Annotated in this window: 15 protein-coding genes; 5 read left to right on the forward strand and 10 right to left on the reverse strand. The window is 57.6% G+C overall.

What is annotated here, in order from left to right:
- The first annotated feature begins 42 nt into the window (after positions 1–42).
- A complete protein-coding gene (hrpA, locus tag REA38_RS13540) occupies positions 43–3,930 on the forward strand; it encodes an ATP-dependent RNA helicase HrpA (RefSeq protein WP_308886041.1) in 3,888 nt (1,295 codons plus the stop codon).
- Between the two features lie 362 nt (positions 3,931–4,292).
- On the opposite strand, the gene REA38_RS13545 is transcribed toward hrpA, so the two are convergent.
- On the reverse strand, positions 4,293–4,916 hold the full coding sequence (locus tag REA38_RS13545) for a TetR/AcrR family transcriptional regulator (RefSeq protein WP_308333351.1): 624 nt from the start codon (positions 4,914–4,916) through the stop codon (positions 4,293–4,295).
- A gap of 243 nt (positions 4,917–5,159) precedes the next feature.
- On the opposite strand from REA38_RS13545, the gene REA38_RS13550 reads away from it, so the two are divergent.
- Both REA38_RS13550 and REA38_RS13555 read left to right on the forward strand, forming a co-directional pair.
- The gene (locus tag REA38_RS13550) at positions 5,160–5,825 is read left to right on the forward strand and encodes a DUF3313 domain-containing protein (RefSeq protein ID WP_060420917.1); all 666 of its coding nucleotides are present in this window, start codon (positions 5,160–5,162) and stop codon (positions 5,823–5,825) included.
- A 608-nt stretch (positions 5,826–6,433) separates the two neighbouring features.
- A complete protein-coding gene (locus REA38_RS13555) occupies positions 6,434–7,930 on the forward strand; it encodes an aldehyde dehydrogenase family protein (protein ID WP_200761765.1) in 1,497 nt (498 codons plus the stop codon).
- Between the two features lie 293 nt (positions 7,931–8,223).
- Here the strand turns inward: REA38_RS13555 and REA38_RS13560 are convergent, their stop codons facing one another.
- Both REA38_RS13560 and asr read right to left on the reverse strand, forming a co-directional pair.
- Positions 8,224–9,036: a serine protease gene (locus REA38_RS13560; protein WP_033634660.1), complete on the reverse strand. Its 813-nt coding sequence runs from the start codon at positions 9,034–9,036 to the stop codon at positions 8,224–8,226.
- Between the two features lie 293 nt (positions 9,037–9,329).
- Positions 9,330–9,605: an acid resistance repetitive basic protein Asr gene (gene asr / locus REA38_RS13565; protein ID WP_033648431.1), complete on the reverse strand. Its 276-nt coding sequence runs from the start codon at positions 9,603–9,605 to the stop codon at positions 9,330–9,332.
- A gap of 185 nt (positions 9,606–9,790) precedes the next feature.
- On the opposite strand from asr, the gene REA38_RS13570 reads away from it, so the two are divergent.
- The gene (locus tag REA38_RS13570; RefSeq protein WP_033648430.1) at positions 9,791–10,696 is read left to right on the forward strand and encodes an alpha/beta fold hydrolase; all 906 of its coding nucleotides are present in this window, start codon (positions 9,791–9,793) and stop codon (positions 10,694–10,696) included.
- A 169-nt stretch (positions 10,697–10,865) separates the two neighbouring features.
- Here REA38_RS13570 and REA38_RS13575 read toward each other — a convergent pair whose 3' ends face one another.
- The 4 genes from REA38_RS13575 to folM all read right to left on the reverse strand — a co-directional run bounded on the left by REA38_RS13575 (position 10,866) and on the right by folM (position 15,224).
- Positions 10,866–12,365, reverse strand: coding sequence for a carboxypeptidase M32 (locus REA38_RS13575; protein ID WP_033648429.1), 1,500 nt, complete (start codon positions 12,363–12,365; stop codon positions 10,866–10,868).
- A 34-nt stretch (positions 12,366–12,399) separates the two neighbouring features.
- On the reverse strand, positions 12,400–13,704 hold the full coding sequence (gene rstB / locus REA38_RS13580) for a two-component system sensor histidine kinase RstB (RefSeq protein WP_033648428.1): 1,305 nt from the start codon (positions 13,702–13,704) through the stop codon (positions 12,400–12,402).
- Positions 13,701–14,426, reverse strand: a complete 726-nt coding sequence (rstA, locus tag REA38_RS13585) for a two-component system response regulator RstA (RefSeq protein ID WP_047567293.1) — start codon at positions 14,424–14,426, stop codon at positions 13,701–13,703. The genes rstB and rstA overlap by 4 nt, the downstream gene beginning before the upstream one ends.
- Positions 14,427–14,501: 75 nt before the next feature.
- Complete coding sequence (folM, locus tag REA38_RS13590; RefSeq protein WP_033634654.1) at positions 14,502–15,224, reverse strand: dihydromonapterin reductase; 723 nt, start codon at positions 15,222–15,224, stop codon at positions 14,502–14,504.
- A 184-nt stretch (positions 15,225–15,408) separates the two neighbouring features.
- On the opposite strand from folM, the gene REA38_RS13595 reads away from it, so the two are divergent.
- The gene (locus tag REA38_RS13595) at positions 15,409–15,819 is read left to right on the forward strand and encodes a hypothetical protein (RefSeq protein ID WP_033648426.1); all 411 of its coding nucleotides are present in this window, start codon (positions 15,409–15,411) and stop codon (positions 15,817–15,819) included.
- A 99-nt stretch (positions 15,820–15,918) separates the two neighbouring features.
- Here REA38_RS13595 and REA38_RS13600 read toward each other — a convergent pair whose 3' ends face one another.
- The 3 genes from REA38_RS13600 to REA38_RS13610 form a co-directional block, all read right to left on the reverse strand.
- The gene (locus tag REA38_RS13600; RefSeq protein WP_033653069.1) at positions 15,919–16,314 is read right to left on the reverse strand and encodes a pyridoxamine 5'-phosphate oxidase family protein; all 396 of its coding nucleotides are present in this window, start codon (positions 16,312–16,314) and stop codon (positions 15,919–15,921) included.
- Between the two features lie 33 nt (positions 16,315–16,347).
- Positions 16,348–16,833 (reverse strand): hypothetical protein, encoded by a 486-nt coding sequence (locus tag REA38_RS13605; RefSeq protein ID WP_033634651.1) that lies wholly within the window; start codon positions 16,831–16,833, stop codon positions 16,348–16,350.
- A gap of 224 nt (positions 16,834–17,057) precedes the next feature.
- Positions 17,058–18,449, reverse strand: coding sequence for an amino acid permease (locus REA38_RS13610; RefSeq protein ID WP_060430315.1), 1,392 nt, complete (start codon positions 18,447–18,449; stop codon positions 17,058–17,060).
- Positions 18,450–18,676 lie beyond the last annotated feature (227 nt).

Here is an 18,676-nt window from a genome sequence, read left to right on the forward strand (position 1 = left end):
CCAAGCCTGGCCTTGGCGGCGAAGAAACAAGGAACACCGAACGTGAAATCTCCGCTCGAGGCACTGCCGGCCCAACTGGGTGAGCTGATGCTCCGCGATCAACAACGTCTGCGTCGTCGCCTGCAGGGCGCACGAAAAATCAAAAATCCCGATGCCCAGCTGGCGGTGGCCGCCGAAGTAGAAAGCGACATCGCGGCGGCGCGGCAAAAAGTGCAGGCGCGCGCCGCGTCTTGCCCGCGCATTACCTATCCGGAAAGCCTGCCGGTCAGCCAAAAAAAACAGGACATATTAAACGCCGTCCGCGATCACCAGGTGGTGATTGTCGCCGGGGAGACCGGCTCGGGGAAAACCACCCAGCTGCCGAAGATCTGCCTGGAACTGGGGCGCGGGGTGAAAGGGCTGATCGGCCATACCCAGCCGCGCCGCCTGGCGGCCCGCACCGTCGCCAACCGCATCGCCGACGAGCTGGAAACCCCGCTCGGCGGCAGCGTCGGCTACAAGGTGCGCTTCAACGATCAGGTAGGAGAAAATACCCTGGTCAAGCTGATGACCGACGGTATCTTGCTGGCGGAAATTCAGCAGGATCGCCTGCTGATGCAGTACGACACGCTGATCATCGATGAAGCGCACGAGCGCAGCCTCAACATCGACTTTATTCTTGGCTACCTGCGCGAACTGCTGCCGAAGCGCCCGGATCTCAAGGTGATCATCACCTCGGCGACCATCGATCCGCAGCGCTTCTCGCGCCATTTCAACAATGCGCCAATCATCGAGGTTTCCGGCCGCACCTACCCGGTGGAGGTGCGCTACCGTCCGGTGGTCGACGACGGCGACGATACCGATCGCGACCAGCTGCAGGCGATTTTCGATGCGGTGGACGAGCTTGGCCGCGAAGGGCCGGGCGACATTCTGATCTTCATGAGCGGCGAGCGCGAGATCCGCGATACCGCCGACGCCCTGAACCGCCTCAATCTGCCGCACACCGAGGTGCTGCCGCTGTATGCACGCCTGTCGAACAGCGAGCAGAACCGGGTGTTCCAGTCGCACCACGGCCGCCGCATCGTGCTGGCCACCAACGTGGCGGAAACCTCGCTGACGGTGCCGGGCATCAAGTACGTCATCGATCCGGGCACCGCGCGCATCAGCCGCTACAGCTTCCGCACCAAGGTGCAGCGCCTGCCGATCGAACCGGTGTCGCAGGCTTCTGCCAACCAGCGTAAAGGGCGCTGCGGCCGCGTATCGGAAGGAGTGTGCATCCGCCTGTACTCCGAGCAGGATTTCCTGTCGCGGCCGGCGTTTACCGATCCGGAAATTCTGCGCACCAACCTGGCGTCGGTCATTCTGCAGATGACCTCGTTGGGGCTGGGCGACATCGCCGCGTTTCCGTTCGTCGAGGCGCCGGACAAGCGCAACATTCAGGATGGCGTGCGCCTGCTGGAAGAGCTGGGGGCGATCGCCACCGCCGACAACGGCCACTATCAGCTGACGCCGCAGGGCCGCCAGCTGGCGCAGTTGCCGATCGACCCGCGTCTGGCGCGCATGGTGCTGGAAGCGCAGAAGAGCGGCAGCGTGCGCGAGGTGATGATCATCACCGCCGCGCTGTCGATTCAGGATCCGCGTGAGCGCCCGATGGACAAGCAGCAGGCCTCGGATGAAAAACACCGCCGCTTCGCCGACAAGGACTCGGACTTCCTGGCGTTCGTCAACCTGTGGGATTATCTGCAGGAGCAGCAAAAGGCGAACTCCTCCAGCCAGTTCCGCCGGCTATGCCGCAACGATTTCCTCAACTACCTGCGGGTGCGCGAGTGGCAGGATATCTACACCCAGCTGCGCCAGGTGGTGAAAGAGCTGGGGCTGCCGATCAACAGCACGCCTTCCGACTACCGCAGCGTGCACACCGCGCTGCTGACCGGCCTGCTGTCGCACATGGGCCAGAAGGATGCGGACAAGCAGGAATACACTGGCGCGCGCAACGCCCGCTTCTCCATCTTCCCCGGCTCCGGCCTGTTCAAGAAGCCGCCGAAGTGGACCATGGTGGCCGAGCTGGTGGAAACCAGCCGCCTGTGGGGGCGCATCGCCGCGCGCATCGAACCGGAATGGATCGAGCCGCTGGCTCAGCACCTGGTGAAACACAGCTACAGCGAACCGCACTGGTCGAAGTCGCAGGGGGCGGTGATGGCCAGCGAAAAGGTCACGCTGTTCGGCCTGCCGATCGTCGCGGCGCGCCAGGTCAACTACGGCTCCATCGATCCGCTGCTGTGCCGCGAGCTGTTTATCCGCCATGCGCTGGTGGAGGGCGACTGGCAGACGCGCCACGCCTTCTTCCGCGAAAACCAAAAGCTGCGCGCCGAAGTGGAGGAGCTGGAGCATAAATCACGCCGCCGCGACATTCTGGTGGATGACGAAACGCTGTTCGGCTTCTACGATCGCCGCATCCCCAACGACGTGGTTTCCGGCCGTCATTTCGACAGCTGGTGGAAGAGCGCGGCCAAACAGCAGCCGGATCTGCTGAACTTCGAAAAAGAGATGCTGATCAAGGACGGCGCCAACAAGATCAGCGCGCTCGATTACCCGAACTTTTGGCATCAGGGCAACCTCAAGCTGCGGCTGAGCTACCAGTTTGAACCGGGCACCGACGCCGACGGCGTGACGGTGCACATTCCGCTGCCGATCCTCAACCAGGTGGAGGAGCAGGGCTTCGAATGGCAGATCCCCGGCATCCGCCGCGAGCTGGTGATTGCGCTGATCAAATCGTTGCCGAAACCGGTGCGCCGCAACTTCGTGCCGGCGCCGAACTACGCCGAGGCGTTCCTTGGCCGCGTCACTGCGCTGGAATTGCCGCTGCTGGACGCGCTGGAGCGCGAGCTGCGGCGCATGACTGGCGTGACCGTGTCACGTGATGACTGGCAGTGGGATCAGGTACCCGATCACCTGAAGATGACCTTCCGCGTGGTGGGCGAGAAAAATCAGACGCTGCGCGAAGGCAAAGACCTGGCCGCGTTGCGCCTGCAGCTGAAAGAGAAGGTGCAGGAGACGCTGTCGGCGGTGGCCGACGATGGGCTGGAGCAGAGCAATCTGCATGTCTGGAGCTTTGGCCAACTGCCGGCGTTTTACGAGCAGAAGCGCGGCGGCTATTCGATGAAGGCTTACCCGGCGTTGGTGGATGAAAAGGACAGCGTGGCGATCCGCCTGTTCGACAGCGAAAGCGAGCAGCAACAGGCGATGTGGCAGGGCACGCGCCGCCTGCTGTTGTTGAATATTCCTTCGCCGATCAAATACCTGCATGAAAAGCTGCCGAACAAGGCCAAGCTGGGGCTCTACTTCAACCCGTACGGCAAGGTGCTGGAGCTGATCGACGACTGCATTTCGTGCGGTATCGACAAGCTGATCGCCGAACACGGCGGCCCGGTCTGGCAAGAAGAAGGCTTTGCGCGCCTGCAGGAGCAGATCCGCGCCGAGCTGAACGACACGGTCGTCGAGGTGGCCAGGCAGGTTGAGCAGATCCTGACGGCGGTCTTCAACATCAACAAACGGCTGAAAGGCCGGGTGGACATGTCGTTGGCGCTGGCGTTGTCGGACATCAAAACCCAGCTTGGCGGCCTGGTCTACCGCGGTTTCGTCACCGGCAACGGCTGGAAACGCCTGCCGGACACGCTGCGCTACCTGCAGGCGATCGAACGCCGATTGGAAAAACTGGCCATCGATCCGCATCGCGATCGCGCGCAGATGCTGCGGGTTGAGCAGGTGCAGCAGGCCTGGCAGCAGTGGCTGAATAAGCTGCCGCCAAAGCGGCAGCAGGAGGAAGAGGTGAAAGCGGTGCGCTGGATGATCGAAGAGCTGCGCGTCAGCCTGTTCGCGCAGCAGCTGGGCACGCCGTACCCGATCTCCGACAAGCGCATTCTGCAAACTATCGAGCAGCTTTCGGGCTAAGTTCGGGCGCGCCGGCCGGCGTCGAACGACAGACAGCACAACTGGCCGGGCAGAAGGTTTTGGGCCGCCGGGCGAGAGGGGGCACCGTGGAGGCATTCCCCTGGCATATTTCTGCCAGGGGGCGTTTGCCTGTCCAGGCTCGGCTCCGATGGCATGAAAGGCGAGCCGAACCCTCTTCGAGTGCGCTGGAGGCTGCATTACTGAGAGAACGGGGATGTTTCAGGTGCATGTTTGTCTCAAAGTCTGTTTCGAAAACCTCGAATACCAGATGCGTGACTACACTGAATTTAATGATTCAGCGTGATTTCAAACGAATTGTTGAAAGAAAAAATAAGGGATGCCTGAGGTACAGAGGCCTTTTTTCAGCCATTATCTCTGAATGCCGCTCCATTTAAAAACATGTGGACTGCATGGCAAACCATTTCCTGAATTTGCGGTGTACTTAGCGGGGTTAATTGGCGCTGGTACACACGCATATCAACCTCTGCGGTTAATAGCGACAAAAATTGTAAAGCTCTAAGGTGCGGATCTGCCAAATGCAGTTCCTTACGCTCCATCGCTATCGCCATGAGTTCCGAGAGTTTTGTTACACTTTCTCGTATTCCTGCATCATAAAATAGAGTGCCGATATCAGAATTACCAGACTCGGCAACCACCATCCGATAAACGGCGATTGCGCTATTATCGTTGGCAACAACCTGCAGCTTTCGCTCGGCAAAACGCATCAAAGTCTGTTCCAGCGTGAAAGTTTGCGCATCAATCATCAGTCCCTCAGCGGCTTCTGTGAGGTGCTGAGTTGCATGTTCACGAACAACGGCGACAAATAGCGCCTCTTTAGAAGGGAAATAACGGTAAAGAGTCGCTTTCGATCCGCCAATCCGCTTGACCAGTTCATTCATTGACGCTCGTTCATAGCCCATTTCTTGAAAAAGCACTGCCGCTTCTTCGACGATAGCGTCGCGGCGTGCTTTAGTACGTACTTTCATTAGCATTCCTTACCGTTAAAGCAATGGTTACATGACAAGACGCTTTTTCTTGACACGCGATGAAACTGTGATAAAAGTGTACCAGGTGGTACTGTTTTGGTGTTTTTGTGATCGCTCTTGGTTGTATACACCACCATCCACCTAAAGAAAAAGTCTTGTTAAGCATCATATTTCGGTTGTTTTTCTGGGGAAAAACAATCAGTTAAAATCAGTATCGATGATATCTCTGGTCGGGAGTCTTAAATGTCTAATTACATCAACGCTTTTCTCTTGGTTGTTGCGGTACCTACCGTTATTTTGGCCGGATGTTCGGCAAAACCACCGGTACGGTATGCTAGCATTGATTCATCATCATTGCTCACTCCTAACACTGATGATAAATCCAACCGTATTCCTTACCGCTATGCCCCGCCAGTGGACTGGAGTAAATACACCAATATCATTATCGAACCGGTCGTTATTTATCAAGGGGGGGATCACCAGTTTGGCGATCTCTTACCGGAAGAGCGCAAGTTATTGGCGGATTATATGTATAACAAATTCAGCGAAAGTTTGCGTCCACACTTCCGGGAGGTCAGCACACCAATTTCCGGTACTATCCGATTAAAACTGACGCTAACAGGTGCTGATACGACGACGTCTTTTATCGGCACTATCACTAAGTTAGACCCTCTGGTGGGAGGGCCTTACAATATTGTGCAATCTATCCGTGGTGAGGAAGGATTATTCAACGGCTCAGTGAATTACGTTGTGGAGCTTTATGATGCTTCTAACCATAACCTTCTCAACGCCTACGTGGCCAGACAGTATCCGAATGCCATGAATATCGGTGCAAGTATCGGCTCGCTCAACGCGGCCGAGGTGGGAATTGACAAAGGTGCGGAAGAACTGGCTGAGATGTTGAATTAATTATGCTCAATGTGCTGATGGTGAAGCTGAATTACCGCCCTTAATGGCGAAAAGATATTTTACCAGAGCCGCCGACAGATAAACATGAGTGAGTCAAGTGGGTATATTAATCTACCACGGAGACAGTGCAATAGCATACATCGGCTATCAGAGAACATATGTTTGAGCTCAGTGCAAGGAGGGATGATGACGGTGGGCCGGTTTATAGTGATATTTACAATCATAGACATTTCATTTCTTGTGTTTGTTGTCTTACTGATTTTGTAAACGACACTGATATTTATAATTGGCAATGGATAGCTCAGCGGGTTTTTCTGGATGCATTATGGGAATACGGCATTTTTGCCTTATGCTCCACACAGCGGCGCCTATTCTGAAGAAGTCGCGCATCAGTATTTGAAAGCGGAATGATATGTTATCTGGCTTTTTTATAAAAATGGTCAGTTGCCAACTTTTTGATGAGCTCGTTGGCGGAAAGCAAAGCAAGGCAAGGCAAACCACGGTTACTGATAGATTTAACCCTCTCATCGGAGAAGATAGGGCATCATAATCTCAGTGATATTTGATGAATTATTTAAATGATAAATTTGTATAGGAGTAGCTTAATTATGGCAGATGAATATAGTATGCAATCGCAAGCGTCCTCTTGGCAGAGCGTATTACCCATTTCCCGTAATCTGTATTATGGCGGAAATTGGCATGCTCCCGTCGGAGGTGAAGTCAGAGCAGTGAATAGCCCAGGAACCGGAACGGAGTTATGCAAAGTTGCAGAAGCTGACGAACGCGATGTATCTTCCGTTATTGACGCCGCCAGAAATGGATTTCAGCTGTGGCGTCAAGTCAAGCCACTCGAAAGAGCAAAAACACTTCGAAAAATGGCTGCTGTAATCCGCAGCAATTTACGCGAGCTGGCGTTGCTTGATGCCATTGACTGCGGAAACCCTGTGCAGATGTTATATGGGGATGTGGCTGCGGCGGCAGAACTGCTGGACTTCTTTGCGGGACTTGTCACCGAGATGAAAGGAAGCTCAATCCCAATGGGAGTCGGGACCGTTAATTTTTCGACACGGGAGCCCTATGGTGTTGTTGCGCGAATAATTCCTTTCAACCACCCACTCCTGACGTGTGCGGGGAAAATAGCTGCGCCGTTGGCGGCGGGAAATGCCGTTATAATTAAACCCTCAGAGCAAAGTCCGCTCTCGGCGCTGAGACTGGCTGAGCTCTTTCACGAACTGTTGCCGCCAGGAGTCTTCAATGTGGTGACAGGAGGGAAGGCCGTTGGCGCTGCACTCTCGCAGCATCCAGGCGTTTCAATGATCACTGTAGTCGGAAGCATACCTACGGGGCGGGCGGTAATGCGTGCAGCCGCGGAAACGATAAAACCGGTGCTGCTTGAGTTAGGTGGAAAAAATGCCCTCATTGCCTTCTCTGATACTAATCCAGATCAAGTTGCCGATGCTGTGATACGTGGTATGAATTTTGAGTGGTGCGGGCAATCATGTGGTTCAACAAGCCGGGCATACATTCATAGCGATATATATGAGGATGTTATCGAAAAGGTTGCATCGCGCGTGACTCGATTTAAACCAGGCATACCGTCAGACCCTGAAACCACCATGGGGGCATTGATTTCTCAGGCTCAATTAAGCCGCGTGGAATCTTATGTTGAGCAGGCAAAGCTCGCTGGGGCACGGCTTATTGCCGGAGGCTCGAGGCCCGCACATGAATCACTAAAGAACGGCTGTTTTTTTGAAGCAACTGTATTTGCTGATGTAACCATGGATATGGATATTGCACGGGAAGAAATTTTTGGTCCCGTGTTGTCCATTATAAAATGGGATGACAAGAAAAGTCTTATTCAACAAGTGAATCAGTTGGATCTTGGGCTAACTTGTTCTATATGGACTGACAGCCTGCAAGACGCGAATCAATTGGCTCAGGATGTTGAGGCAGGGTTTGTGTGGATAAATGATGTGGCTAAACATTTTCTTGGTGCTCCATTTGGTGGTGTAAAACAGTCTGGGATTGGCCGAGAAGAGTGTTTGGGTGAGCTTTTGGCCTTTACCAGGGAAAAGAATATACATATCAATTTCACACCCAAATAAGTTGATTTGATACGGCATCGATTTTATGTAAAGGGAAATATAAGGAGTTTTCACGATGAGATTTCTGAGCATTTTATTAGAACCAAAGAGATAGAGTTATTTATATGTCATTATTGCCTCAGATTATTCCCCCAGAGCATGGCAATATTTTCAATCATTGGCATGACACAAAGAACTGTCGGGTTTTAATCAAGGCGATAATGGCATGTTTCTTAACATTAAAACCCTCTTTCTCTCGGACTAAACGCTGGTTAAGGGAGATCGCCTGAAACCAGCGCTTGTGGAGATAAAGGCTATTTGCCTGCCGCCAGGGCGTCCAGCGCTTCGCGGATGCCGGGCACCGCCAGGGCGCGGTTATCGGCGCGGTAGCGATCTTTCGCCGCCGGTGCCGAGCTTTGGATGGCGATCAACTGCCAGCCGTCGGCGGTTTTCAACAGCAGCGGTGAGCCGCTGTCGCCGGGCAGGGTATCACACTGGTGCGACAGTACGCCTTGCTGGGCCCAGCCGGTGACCTTGCAGTTTTGGTGGCTGTAGAGGTCATCCAGATGATCCTCCGGGTAACCCGCCTGAGTAATCAACCGCTTGGCCTGTTTCAGGGCCTGGGTCAGCGCCTTGCTGTCGCCTTGCCACAGCGGCAACGGTGCGATCGGCAGCGGCTTTTTGTCTTTCAGACGGATCAGCGCAAAGTCATAAGCGGCGGCGGCGGGCGGCACGATCCAGCCATCGCCGTCCGGCTTCAGCTTTTTGCCCAGCTTGCTGTCGACCAGAGTTTCGATATTGTCGGTTTGATACCGCCAGGATTTATCGCCCGCCACGAAGCGCAGGGCGATGGCTTTATCCAGTTGCCCCGGCGGCGCCAGCACGCAGTGGCCGGCAGTCAACGCCAGGTGTGGGGAGATCAGCGTGGCGGTACACAGATTGCCGCTGGCGGTTTCGACCTGGCCGATGGCCTGCCAGGGCTGGGCGGTGGTATCCGTGACCTTGATGCGTTCATCTTTGCCGAAAAACAGACGCGTTTGCTCGGCCTTGGACGGGCCGTCGGCGCGTGCCGCCTGAGCAGCGATGAGCGGGAGTGAGCACAGCAACAGTAAAACGGATTTGCGCATAGATCTCTTGCCTGACAAATACGGATCATCCATAAACACACTGAATGCTAACTATAGACTGATTTAGCATCCGTGTGGATGGGCAATAATTGATTTTTCAATAATTTCCCGCCGGCGATGCGGCAGGCTACAGGTAAAAAAAGACGGCGATCAGTCCGCAAAGGATCAGGGCGGTCAGAACGATCTCGAACAGGTAGCGGCGCAGCATCAATGCGAACCCCCGATAAAAAAACACCCGGCGAACCGGGTGTTGTACACGTCAAGCCTGAAACGGTGAGGGGACCCTCACGTTGTTACGCCTTTTTGTGGCTGGCTTTCTTGTGGTGTTTTTTAGCCGCCTGGGCTTTTTGGGCCGGGGCTTTCGCACCGGCTTTTTTGTGATGCTTTTTGGCCGCCTGAGCTTTCTGAACCGGGGCTTTCTTGCCGTGGTGTTTCACCTGGGCTTTAGCCGGCGCAGCGGTGGCGGTGGTTGCGCTAGCCGCAGGTGCGGTGGTGGCAGCCTCGGCAGCGAAAGCTACGGAAGACAGACCCATTGCAGCGGCAACAACCAGAGCTAATACTTTTTTCATCGCAGAATCCTCAATATGGCTTTTGGGTATCAACCCCACTGCGGGGCCGTTGAAATGATAGTAGGCAAACGGCGTCCGCCTTTCCGTGAGTGATTGGTTTCGGCATGTAACCTAATGTACAGGGCGGCGGTGGGGAGTGGGATTGCTGTTATAATGACCGCCAGGCACGGTAAAAAGGATTTAACATGAACGAGATATCAATTCGTTGTGGCGTGACCGAACAGGGCGAGGTGCCGCTGGCCTATGAGGACTGGGGTGATGAGGCGCACCCGCCGCTGCTGCTCATCATGGGGATCGGCGCACAGCTTTTGCTGTGGCCTGACGACTTCTGCCGCGCCCTGGTGGCCAAGGGATTTCGGGTGATCCGCTATGACAACCGAGACGTCGGCCTTTCCGGCAAAACGCAGGCACAACGTACGCAGCCGTTGTGGCTGCTGATGTTGCGCGCCCAGCTCGGTTGGCAAACGCCGGTGCCTTATACCCTGGCGGACATGGCGGCGGACGCGGCGCATCTGCTCGATCATTTACGCATTCCGCAGGCTCACGTACTGGGCGCTTCGATGGGGGGGATGATCGCCCAGGTGCTGGCCGCCGAATACCCGCAGCGCGTCGCCTCGTTATGCATCTTGTTCTCCAGCACCAATCAACCGCTGTTACCGCCGCCGGCCCCTTCGCTGCTATGGCTGTTGGTGCGCCGGCCTGCGGCCGATTTGACGCTGCAGCAGCGCCACGAGGGGATGAAAACCTTCCTGCGCGCGCTCGGCACCCGATTTTATCCGCCGGAGGAGGCGGAGCTGGATACGCTGGTGACGCGGTTGCTGAAGCGGGGCGTGGATCCGGAAGGCATGCAGCGGCAACTTTCCGCGTTGCTCGGCAGCGGCGATCTGCGTCGTTATAGCCGGCGCATAGCCGCGCCGACGCTGGTTATTCACGGCGATCGCGATCGGCTGGTGCGCAAGGCGGGTGGGGTTGCGATCGCCCGTGCGGTCGCCAACGCCAAATTGCATATCATGCCGGGTATGGGGCATGACCTGCCCGCGCCATTGAGGCCGCAGCTGGCGGCGATGATCGCCCGTCATGCGCTGGGATGAGAGGCCGGAAAGCCCGGCGTTTTTTGCTATTTTAGTTACAACATACTTATGGTGAGTAGCCAGCCGCCACTCTGTGGCCAAGGCGTTGTCGGCAAGGAATGCGCGCTATGAAACATTATCCGGTCATGCAGGCGGGAAAAGGGCGCGGCCGGGGCCGCGCCAGGAGAGATTACAGGTAGCGGGTTTCCAAATGCTGACGGAAGTAGCGCGGGTTGAGCGCTTCGCCGGTCGCGTTGGCGATCAGCGTTTCGGTCGGGAAACGGCTGCCGTGGCGCCAAATATTGTGCTGCAACCAGTGGAACAGCGGCTGCAGGTTGCCGGCGGCGATATCTTCGCTCAGCGAAGGCAGGGCCTGACGCACACTGTGGAACAGCTGCGCGGCGTACATCGCGCCGAGGGTGTACGTCGGGAAGTAGCCGAAGGCGCCGTCGGTCCAGTGAATATCCTGCATGCAGCCGTTGCGGTAGTTGCCGATGGTGTCGAGGCCGAGGTAAGCCTGCATCTTCTCATTCCACAGCGCCGGAATGTCTTCCACCTCGATATCGCCTTCGATCAGCGCTTTTTCAATTTCGTAGCGCAGGATGACGTGGGCAGGATAGCTCACCTCGTCGGCGTCGACGCGGATCAGGCCCGGTTTAACGCGCTGGTTGAGGCGAATAAAGTTGGCCTCTTCCAGCGCCGGCTGTTCGCCAAACTGCGCGGTGACCAACGGACGCAAGATCTTCAGGAATTCATTGCCGCGCGCCAGCTGCATTTCGAACAGCAGGCTTTGCGATTCATGGATAGCGGTGGAACGAGCCAGGGCGACCGGCTGGCCGAGCAGATCGCGCGGCAGGTTCTGCTCGTAGCGGGCGTGGCCGGTTTCGTGCACGATGCCGAGCAGCGCGGTCAAAAACTCTTTCTCGTTGTAACGCGTGGTGATGCGCACATCTTCCGGCACGCCGCCGCAGAACGGGTGGGCGCTGACGTCGACGCGGCCGTTGTCGAAGTTGAAACCGAGCAGCTTCATCACGCTGAGGCTAAGCTGGCGCTGGGTGTCTACATTGAACGGACCCTGCGGCGCCTGGCAGGGCTCGTTAGCCTGTTTGGCCACCACGCGCTGCAGCAGATCCGGTAGCCAGGTTTTCAAATCGCCGAAGATGCGGTCGAGATCGCTGCTGCGCATGCCCGGTTCATACAGGTTTAGCAGGGCGTCGTAACGGCTGGTGCCGGCCGCCTGCGCGCGGATCTGCGCTTCTTCCCGGCTGAGCTTGACCACTTCGCGCAGGTTGTCGGCGAAGCCGTCCCAGTCGTTGGCCGGGCGCTGGGCGCGCCAGGCGTGTTCGCAGCGTGCGCCGGCGAGCGATTTGGCTTCGACCAGCGCGGCCGGCAGCAGCACGGCGTCTTCATATTGGCGGCGCATTTCGCGCAGGTTGGCGCGGTCGAGTTCGTCCAGCGTCTCTTGCTGCGCGCGATCCAACAGCGCGCCGGTGCTTTGTGCCGTTAAAATCTGGTGCTGCAGCACGCTCAGCTCGGCCAGCGCTTCGGAGCGCGCCTTGCTGCCGCCCGGCGGCATCATGGTTTGCATGTCCCAACCGGCGATGGCGGACAGGTGGCCGAAACGCGACAGCCGGCTGAACAGGGCGCGCAGGTGATCGTAAGCAGACGTGTTGGAATGTGCAGATGTCATTATTATTCGGCTCCAATGAGAAGGTCTGGCGGCATTACGCCAGATCGGCTTTTAAACTGAATGTCGGCTTCACCGGCCAGCAGAAACGGAAGCTGGCGCCGCCGAGCGAACTGCCTTCGACGAACACCTGTCCCTGGTGGGCGACGGCGATGGAATGGACGATGGCCAGCCCCAGCCCGCAGCCGCCGGTAGCGCGATCGCGGCTGGGATCGAGACGGACGAAAGGTTCAAACACCCGTTCGCGCTCTTCCGGCGGAATACCCGGCCCGTCATCCTCGACCTGCAAGCAGGCGAGGTCGCCGTCAAACCACAGGCCAACGCGCAGCCGCTGTTCGGAATAGCGCAGCGCGTTGTTGACCAGGTTGTCGAGCACGCGCTCCATCAGGCGCAGATCGACGCCGCCGAAGTCGCCGACGTGCGGGATATCGAGCTGGATGTCGCGATCCTGATGGATCAGGCGGATATCATCGACCTTGTCCTCGAGCCACTTTGGCAGATCGATGGGTTCAATGTTTAACGCAACCTGCGGACGGTCCAGACGGGCATAGGTCAGCAGCTCGTCGATCAGCGACTCCAACTGGCCGATATCGCGGTTCAGCGCCTGCTGCTCGCTGTCGGACAGGTTATCGCTCATTTCAAGCCGGTAACGCAGCCGCACCAGCGGCGTGCGCAGCTCGTGGGCGATGCCGTCGATCAGCTGTTTCTTGCTGGCGATCAGGGTATTGACGTTGTCGGCCATCTGGTTGAACGCCACGCCGAGCCGGCTCAGGCTGGAGGTGGGATCGAAGTGGGTGCGTTCATCCAGATGCCCGGCGCCGAGCCGCTGGGCGGCGTTTTCCAGCTTGAGCAGGTCTTGCCAGTGCGGCCGCATCCACAGAAACACCGGCAGCGCCAGCGACATGCCGATAAACACCAGCAACACCAGATCCAGCAGGCGCATCTGATGCAGGTAGAACAGATAAGGAATGGGGCCGACCACCAACACATAGTGGCTGCGCGGAATGCGCTGCATAAAGGTGTACTGATCGTCGAGGGCGATGATTTCCCCCAGCCGCAGCCGTTTTTTCAGATCCTCGCTCAGCTCCTGTTTGCCGAGCGGCTCGATATGCAGCTTGAACGACAGGTTGAGATCCAGCGTGGCGATGGTCTTGTTCCAGTCCTTCAGCGGGATTTCGCGCAGCTCGCTGCGCATCAGGTACAGCGAACTTTTCATCAGATCGTCCATCGACTGGCGGCCGGCGCGCTCGGCGGTCACCTTGTACACCAGGCCGACCAGCATCGCCATCACCAGAAAACAGACGAACAGCAACAGGAAGAACTGGACGAAAAGTTTCCTCATTGTTGCACCGATGCCCAGGCGTTAGGGGCGAACAGATAACCTTTATTGCGCACGGTCTTGATGCGGAACGGCTCCAGCGCGTTGTCGTACAGTTTGCGGCGCAGGCGGGAGATCGCCACGTCGATGCTGCGGTCCATACCGTCGTAGCTCACGCCGCGCAGGTTTTGCAGCAGCGCCTCGCGATCCATGATCTGCCCGGCGTGGGTCGCCAGCTCCCACAGCAAATCGAAATCCGAGGTGGACAGGGTGATCGTTTCCTCGCCCAGCGTGACCTGCCGGTTGACCGGATCGATGCACAATAGCCCGAAATGCAGCGCGTTGTGCTGGGTAAGCGGCTGAACCGACTCTTCTTTCGGCTGTTGGCCGTGTTGGCGCAGGTGCAAACGCAGGCGTGCCAGCAACACCGCCGGCGGCGTGGTTTTCAGGATATAGTCGTTGGCGCCCATCTCCAGCGACAGGATATGGTTCATGTCGCTGTCGAGCGAGGTGAGCAGTACGATCGGGCCGGGGAAGGTGGGGCGCAGATCGCGGCACAGCGTCATGCCGTCTTTGCCGGGCAGCATGATGTCCAGCAGCACCAAATCGGGTTGCTCGCGCGCGATGCGCGCCTGCGCGCTGTCGCCGCGCGGTTCGATCAGCACCTCGATGTCGTGTTTGCCCAGATAGGCGGCGATCAGTTTGCCGACTTCGGGATCGTCTTCCACAAAAACAATTTTATGCATATGCCCGTGTTTTAATAAGAAAAGCGGATTTCAGCATAGCGCGGCCCGCGGCGATGCGCCATGCGGATCTTGGCCTCAGCGCAGCGGCCGGCCGCCGTCGACGCCGTGGGTGCGGCCGGTGACGTAGCGGCTCTCCAGCAGGTAGTTCACCAGGTTGACCACTTCGCTCTCGCCCGGCGCGACCTTCATCAGCGATTTCGCCAGCGCCTGCTGGCGATAAGCCTCGTCGTCGCCAGGATTGAAGATGATCAGCGCCGGCGCAATGGCGTTGACCTTGACCTCCGGCGCCAGCTTGCGTGCGAACGAACGGGTCATATTATCCAGCGCGGCCTTGCTGGCGGCGTAGGCGATATGTTTGTCGCTGCCTTTTTCCACCACGTAGTCGGTGAGATGGATAATGTCCGCGCCGGCCTGGCCCTGGCCGGTCAGGCAGGTTTCAAGCAGTTGGTTGAGCAAATAGGGCGTATAGACGTGAATTTGCAGCATCGCCGCCATCACCTGTTCCGGCGGCACCTGCGGCGACTCTGCCTGCCAGGCGCTGGCGTTGTGGATCACCGCGCGCAATTTGGGCGCCACCTGCCGCACCTGGTCGGCGAAACGGTAGATGCCTTCGTGCGTGGAAAAGTCGCCCTGAATGCAGCAGGCGCCCAAGGCTTTCAACTCGGCCATCGCCGGATATTCGCTGCGATAGGCGATGATGACGGGAACGCCGCGCTGGAGAAACGCTCTGGCGAGCGCCAGCCCGATGCGCCGCGCGCCCCCGGTAATCAGCACCGGGGCAGAGTTGGGGTGTTCCATTGATTAAAGCTCCTGGACAGACTGGCAAACAATAGGGGAATTATGCCATTATACGGCGGAAAGTCGTTAAAGCTTCGCATGATTATCCATTTCTGGATGTAAGATCCCCAATGCATTTCAGGTTGTCGCCCGGCGGCGGCTTGAAAGACCACGGGTTAACACTGGCCATGAGAGGAATGAGGGGATGAACAGCAATCACCTTGCATCCATCGCGCGCAGTGAGAAAATCTGTTTCGACTATATGGATTTTCTGTCCGCATCGTGCAGGAAGCACTGGCGCTTTGTTGATGCTATTTATGGTGTGATGCCGATCTTCGGCATGGTGTTGAAATCGCGCGTGACCACGTCACAAACGCGCAAAGAGCAGTTGAAAGAGCTGGCGCTGCAGGTGGTGTCAACCCAGGTCAGCGATGAAACCAACATTGTGCGCCTGATTGACCTGGCGCAGCAGCAGGGGCTGACGGTATTTGATATTCAGCTGCCCTATGAGCTGGAGGCGCAGCAGCTGGCGGCCATTCAGAAAGAGTGCGCGGAAGGCATCGCGATCGCCCTGGTGGGTGAGCGCATGACCGTCACCATTCCCCCTAAAAGCTGACCGGGAATCAACCCGGCCACTCGTTGATGGTTAGGCAATTGACTTGCCGCGATAGCCTAACCATGAACGTGATATTCCGCGCCGCGTAGCGGCCTGCCTTTAAAGCCGGGTCCCGGCATTGGGGCCGGAGCGTAGGGTATAAATGCCGTCTATATGAATCAGCACTGCGTATTTCGGCGGCTTTATTCCATTTTTTTCTGCAAACGCCAGCGCATCGTCAAACGGCTTGCCCGCCAGGAACAGTTCCGGGGTGCCGACGAAGCGGTAACCGTCCAGCGCCTCGCGATCGATAACCACGACGGCCATTTTCGATCCTTCCCTGATATTTTGCAGCGTCTGGCCGCCGGTATTTTCGTTGTAAATCAGCGTACGGTCGTCATACAGGCGCAAAGAGCGCTTGGGGCCGATATCGGGCATGCCGCTTGGGCTGCTGGTCGCCTGCACAGGCAGCTGTTTGGCCAGCATCTTTTTCATCTCATCATTCAATTCATTCATTGGCAGATTACCCCTCAGGTCGTGGTGGCGTTGTTAATGCACGGTGGCGGAATGGTTCGCCGCGGGCGCGCAGACGCTGGTTTCCGGCAGCCGGTGCTCGCGCAGCGCCTGCAGCGTTTCAATTCGGAACCGCAGCAGGTGCCGTTCGGCGATCTGCTGCATCTGTTCGCACAGCGAGGTGTCGTCCATCAGTTGCTCGATGGCGAGCCGGGCCTGATGCACGTGGGGTTCTACGCCGCGAAGCGGCTTTTGCCGCAGGCGCAGATGGGTGATGTTGTTGAACGTGACGATCAGCGCGGCCAGGGCGGATTCGAAAAGATGCAGTGCGTCAAACCGTTCGGTATATTCCGCGTTTTGCCAGGGCCGCTCGGCGACGAGCGCCTGAGCGGCCTCCAGCGCCTGCTGGTAGTGCGCCATCGCCAGGCGATCGCGCCGCTGATTGAATGCCGTGTTGCCCTCGGCGATCAGCGCTTCCCAGGCGGTAAACAAGGGTAATGCGTGCAGCAGTTTTTCAGCCATGAAATGCCTTCCATTTTCAGCCGGTCTAAACCCGCCTCCTGACGCCTCTCGGCAGGGGGCGCTCGCGTCTTGCCGTTAATGCTCAGATGATAATGATAATTAATTGCATTTAAGATCGCAAGAGGAGCAACTGACGGATCAACAACGGGTAGCGGGGTAACGGGGAAAGAAGAAAGAAGGGGAAACGAAATGCGGCTGACGGGCAGCCGCATCGACAGGCGATTTTAGTGCAGCATAAGCCAACCGGCAGGCAGCGTGGCCGCCAGCAGCAAGAAGATGCTGCTCTTTTCCAGCCGGTTGAGCAGATTGATGTCCCGGTGGCCGCGGCGGGCATACATGAACACCAACAGCCCAGGCGCATACAGCAGCACCGACATCAGCAGGTGCATCAGCCCGGAAGCGTACAGCAGCCACAGGCCATAGACGCAGGCGCCGGTGGCGGCGAAGATCAGGCGTTTGTCGCGGCGGCGGTAAGCCACCTTGAACAGAAACGCGCCAACCAGGAAGTAAGGCACCAGGATCATTTCCGAAGCGATGGTCAGCAGCGAGTTATAGTTGCTGCCGGTCAGCCAGATCAGCACCAGCGCCAGCTGCACCGCGATGTTGGTCAGCCACAGCGAAGAGGACGGGGCATGATGGCGGTTCTGCTTGCCGAACACGCGCGGAAACGCGCCGTGCTGCGCGGCCAGCAGCGGCACTTCCGCCGCCATGATGGTCCAGCTCAGGTAGGCGCCGCACACGGAAATGATCAGGCCGGCGGCGATGAGCACGTCACCCCACGGGCCGATGAGTTCCACCATCAGCACCGCCATCGACGGATTGCGCATTTCGGCCAGTTCGCTGCGCGGCACCACGCCCAGCGACAGCAGCGTCACCATCAGATACACCGCCAGCGCCGACAGCACCGCCAGCATAGTGGCGCGGCCCACGTCTTTCTTATTGCGGGCGCGAGCGGAAACCACCACCGCGCCTTCCACGCCGATAAACACCCACAGGGTGATCAACATGGTGTCCTTGACCTGTTCCCACACCGGCTTGCCGAGGGCGATGCCTTTGAAATCCAGCGTGAACACGTCCATTTTAAAGGCGATCGTCGCCAGAACGGCGAACATTCCCAGTGGCAACAGCTTGGCGAGGGTGGCCGCCAGATTGATGCTGGCGGCGGTTTGCACGCCGCGCAGCACCAGCGCGTGCACGATCCACAGCAGGGCGGATTCGGCGATCAGCGCCTGCCAGGTATTGCCGTCACCGAGAATCACGCTGCCGCCGCGATCGGTGAAGATACTCAGCGCCGCGAACACGATCACCAGATACGAGACGTTGGCGATCACGGCGCACAGCCAGTAACCCCAGGCGGAGCAGAAGCCCACCAGCTCGCCGAACCCTTCCTTGGCGTAGGTGAAAATGCCGCCGTCCAGATCCGGACGCAAACGCGTAAGCAACAGCATGGCGAAGGCCAAAAACAGAATGCCGACGCCGGTGATCCCCCAACCCAGCAGCAGCGCGGCGGGGCTGGCGACCTGCGCCATGTTTTGCGGCAGACTGAACACGCCGGCACCCAGCATTGAGCTGAGCACCAAAGCGGTTAGCGCGGTAAGACCGAGTTTTTTTTCCAATGACGGATCCTGAACGCAGAATAAACAACTGGAAGGGAACTGCTTGGTGGCAACAATGTATTAACTACCACTGCGCGAATAGACAATAGCCCTAAAAATTGGCGCAAATTTTACGGAGGGATGATTAGAGATGCAATGATTGAATATGCGGAATTTACAAAAAACTATTCAACGCGCGATGAAAAAAGCGGCAATAAAAACGGGCAGCTCAAGGGCTGCCCGATGGT

Origin of the sequence: Serratia sp. MF1(2023) (genome assembly GCF_030954545.1) — a bacterium.
Classification (GTDB): Bacteria; Pseudomonadota; Gammaproteobacteria; order Enterobacterales; family Enterobacteriaceae; genus Serratia; species Serratia sarumanii.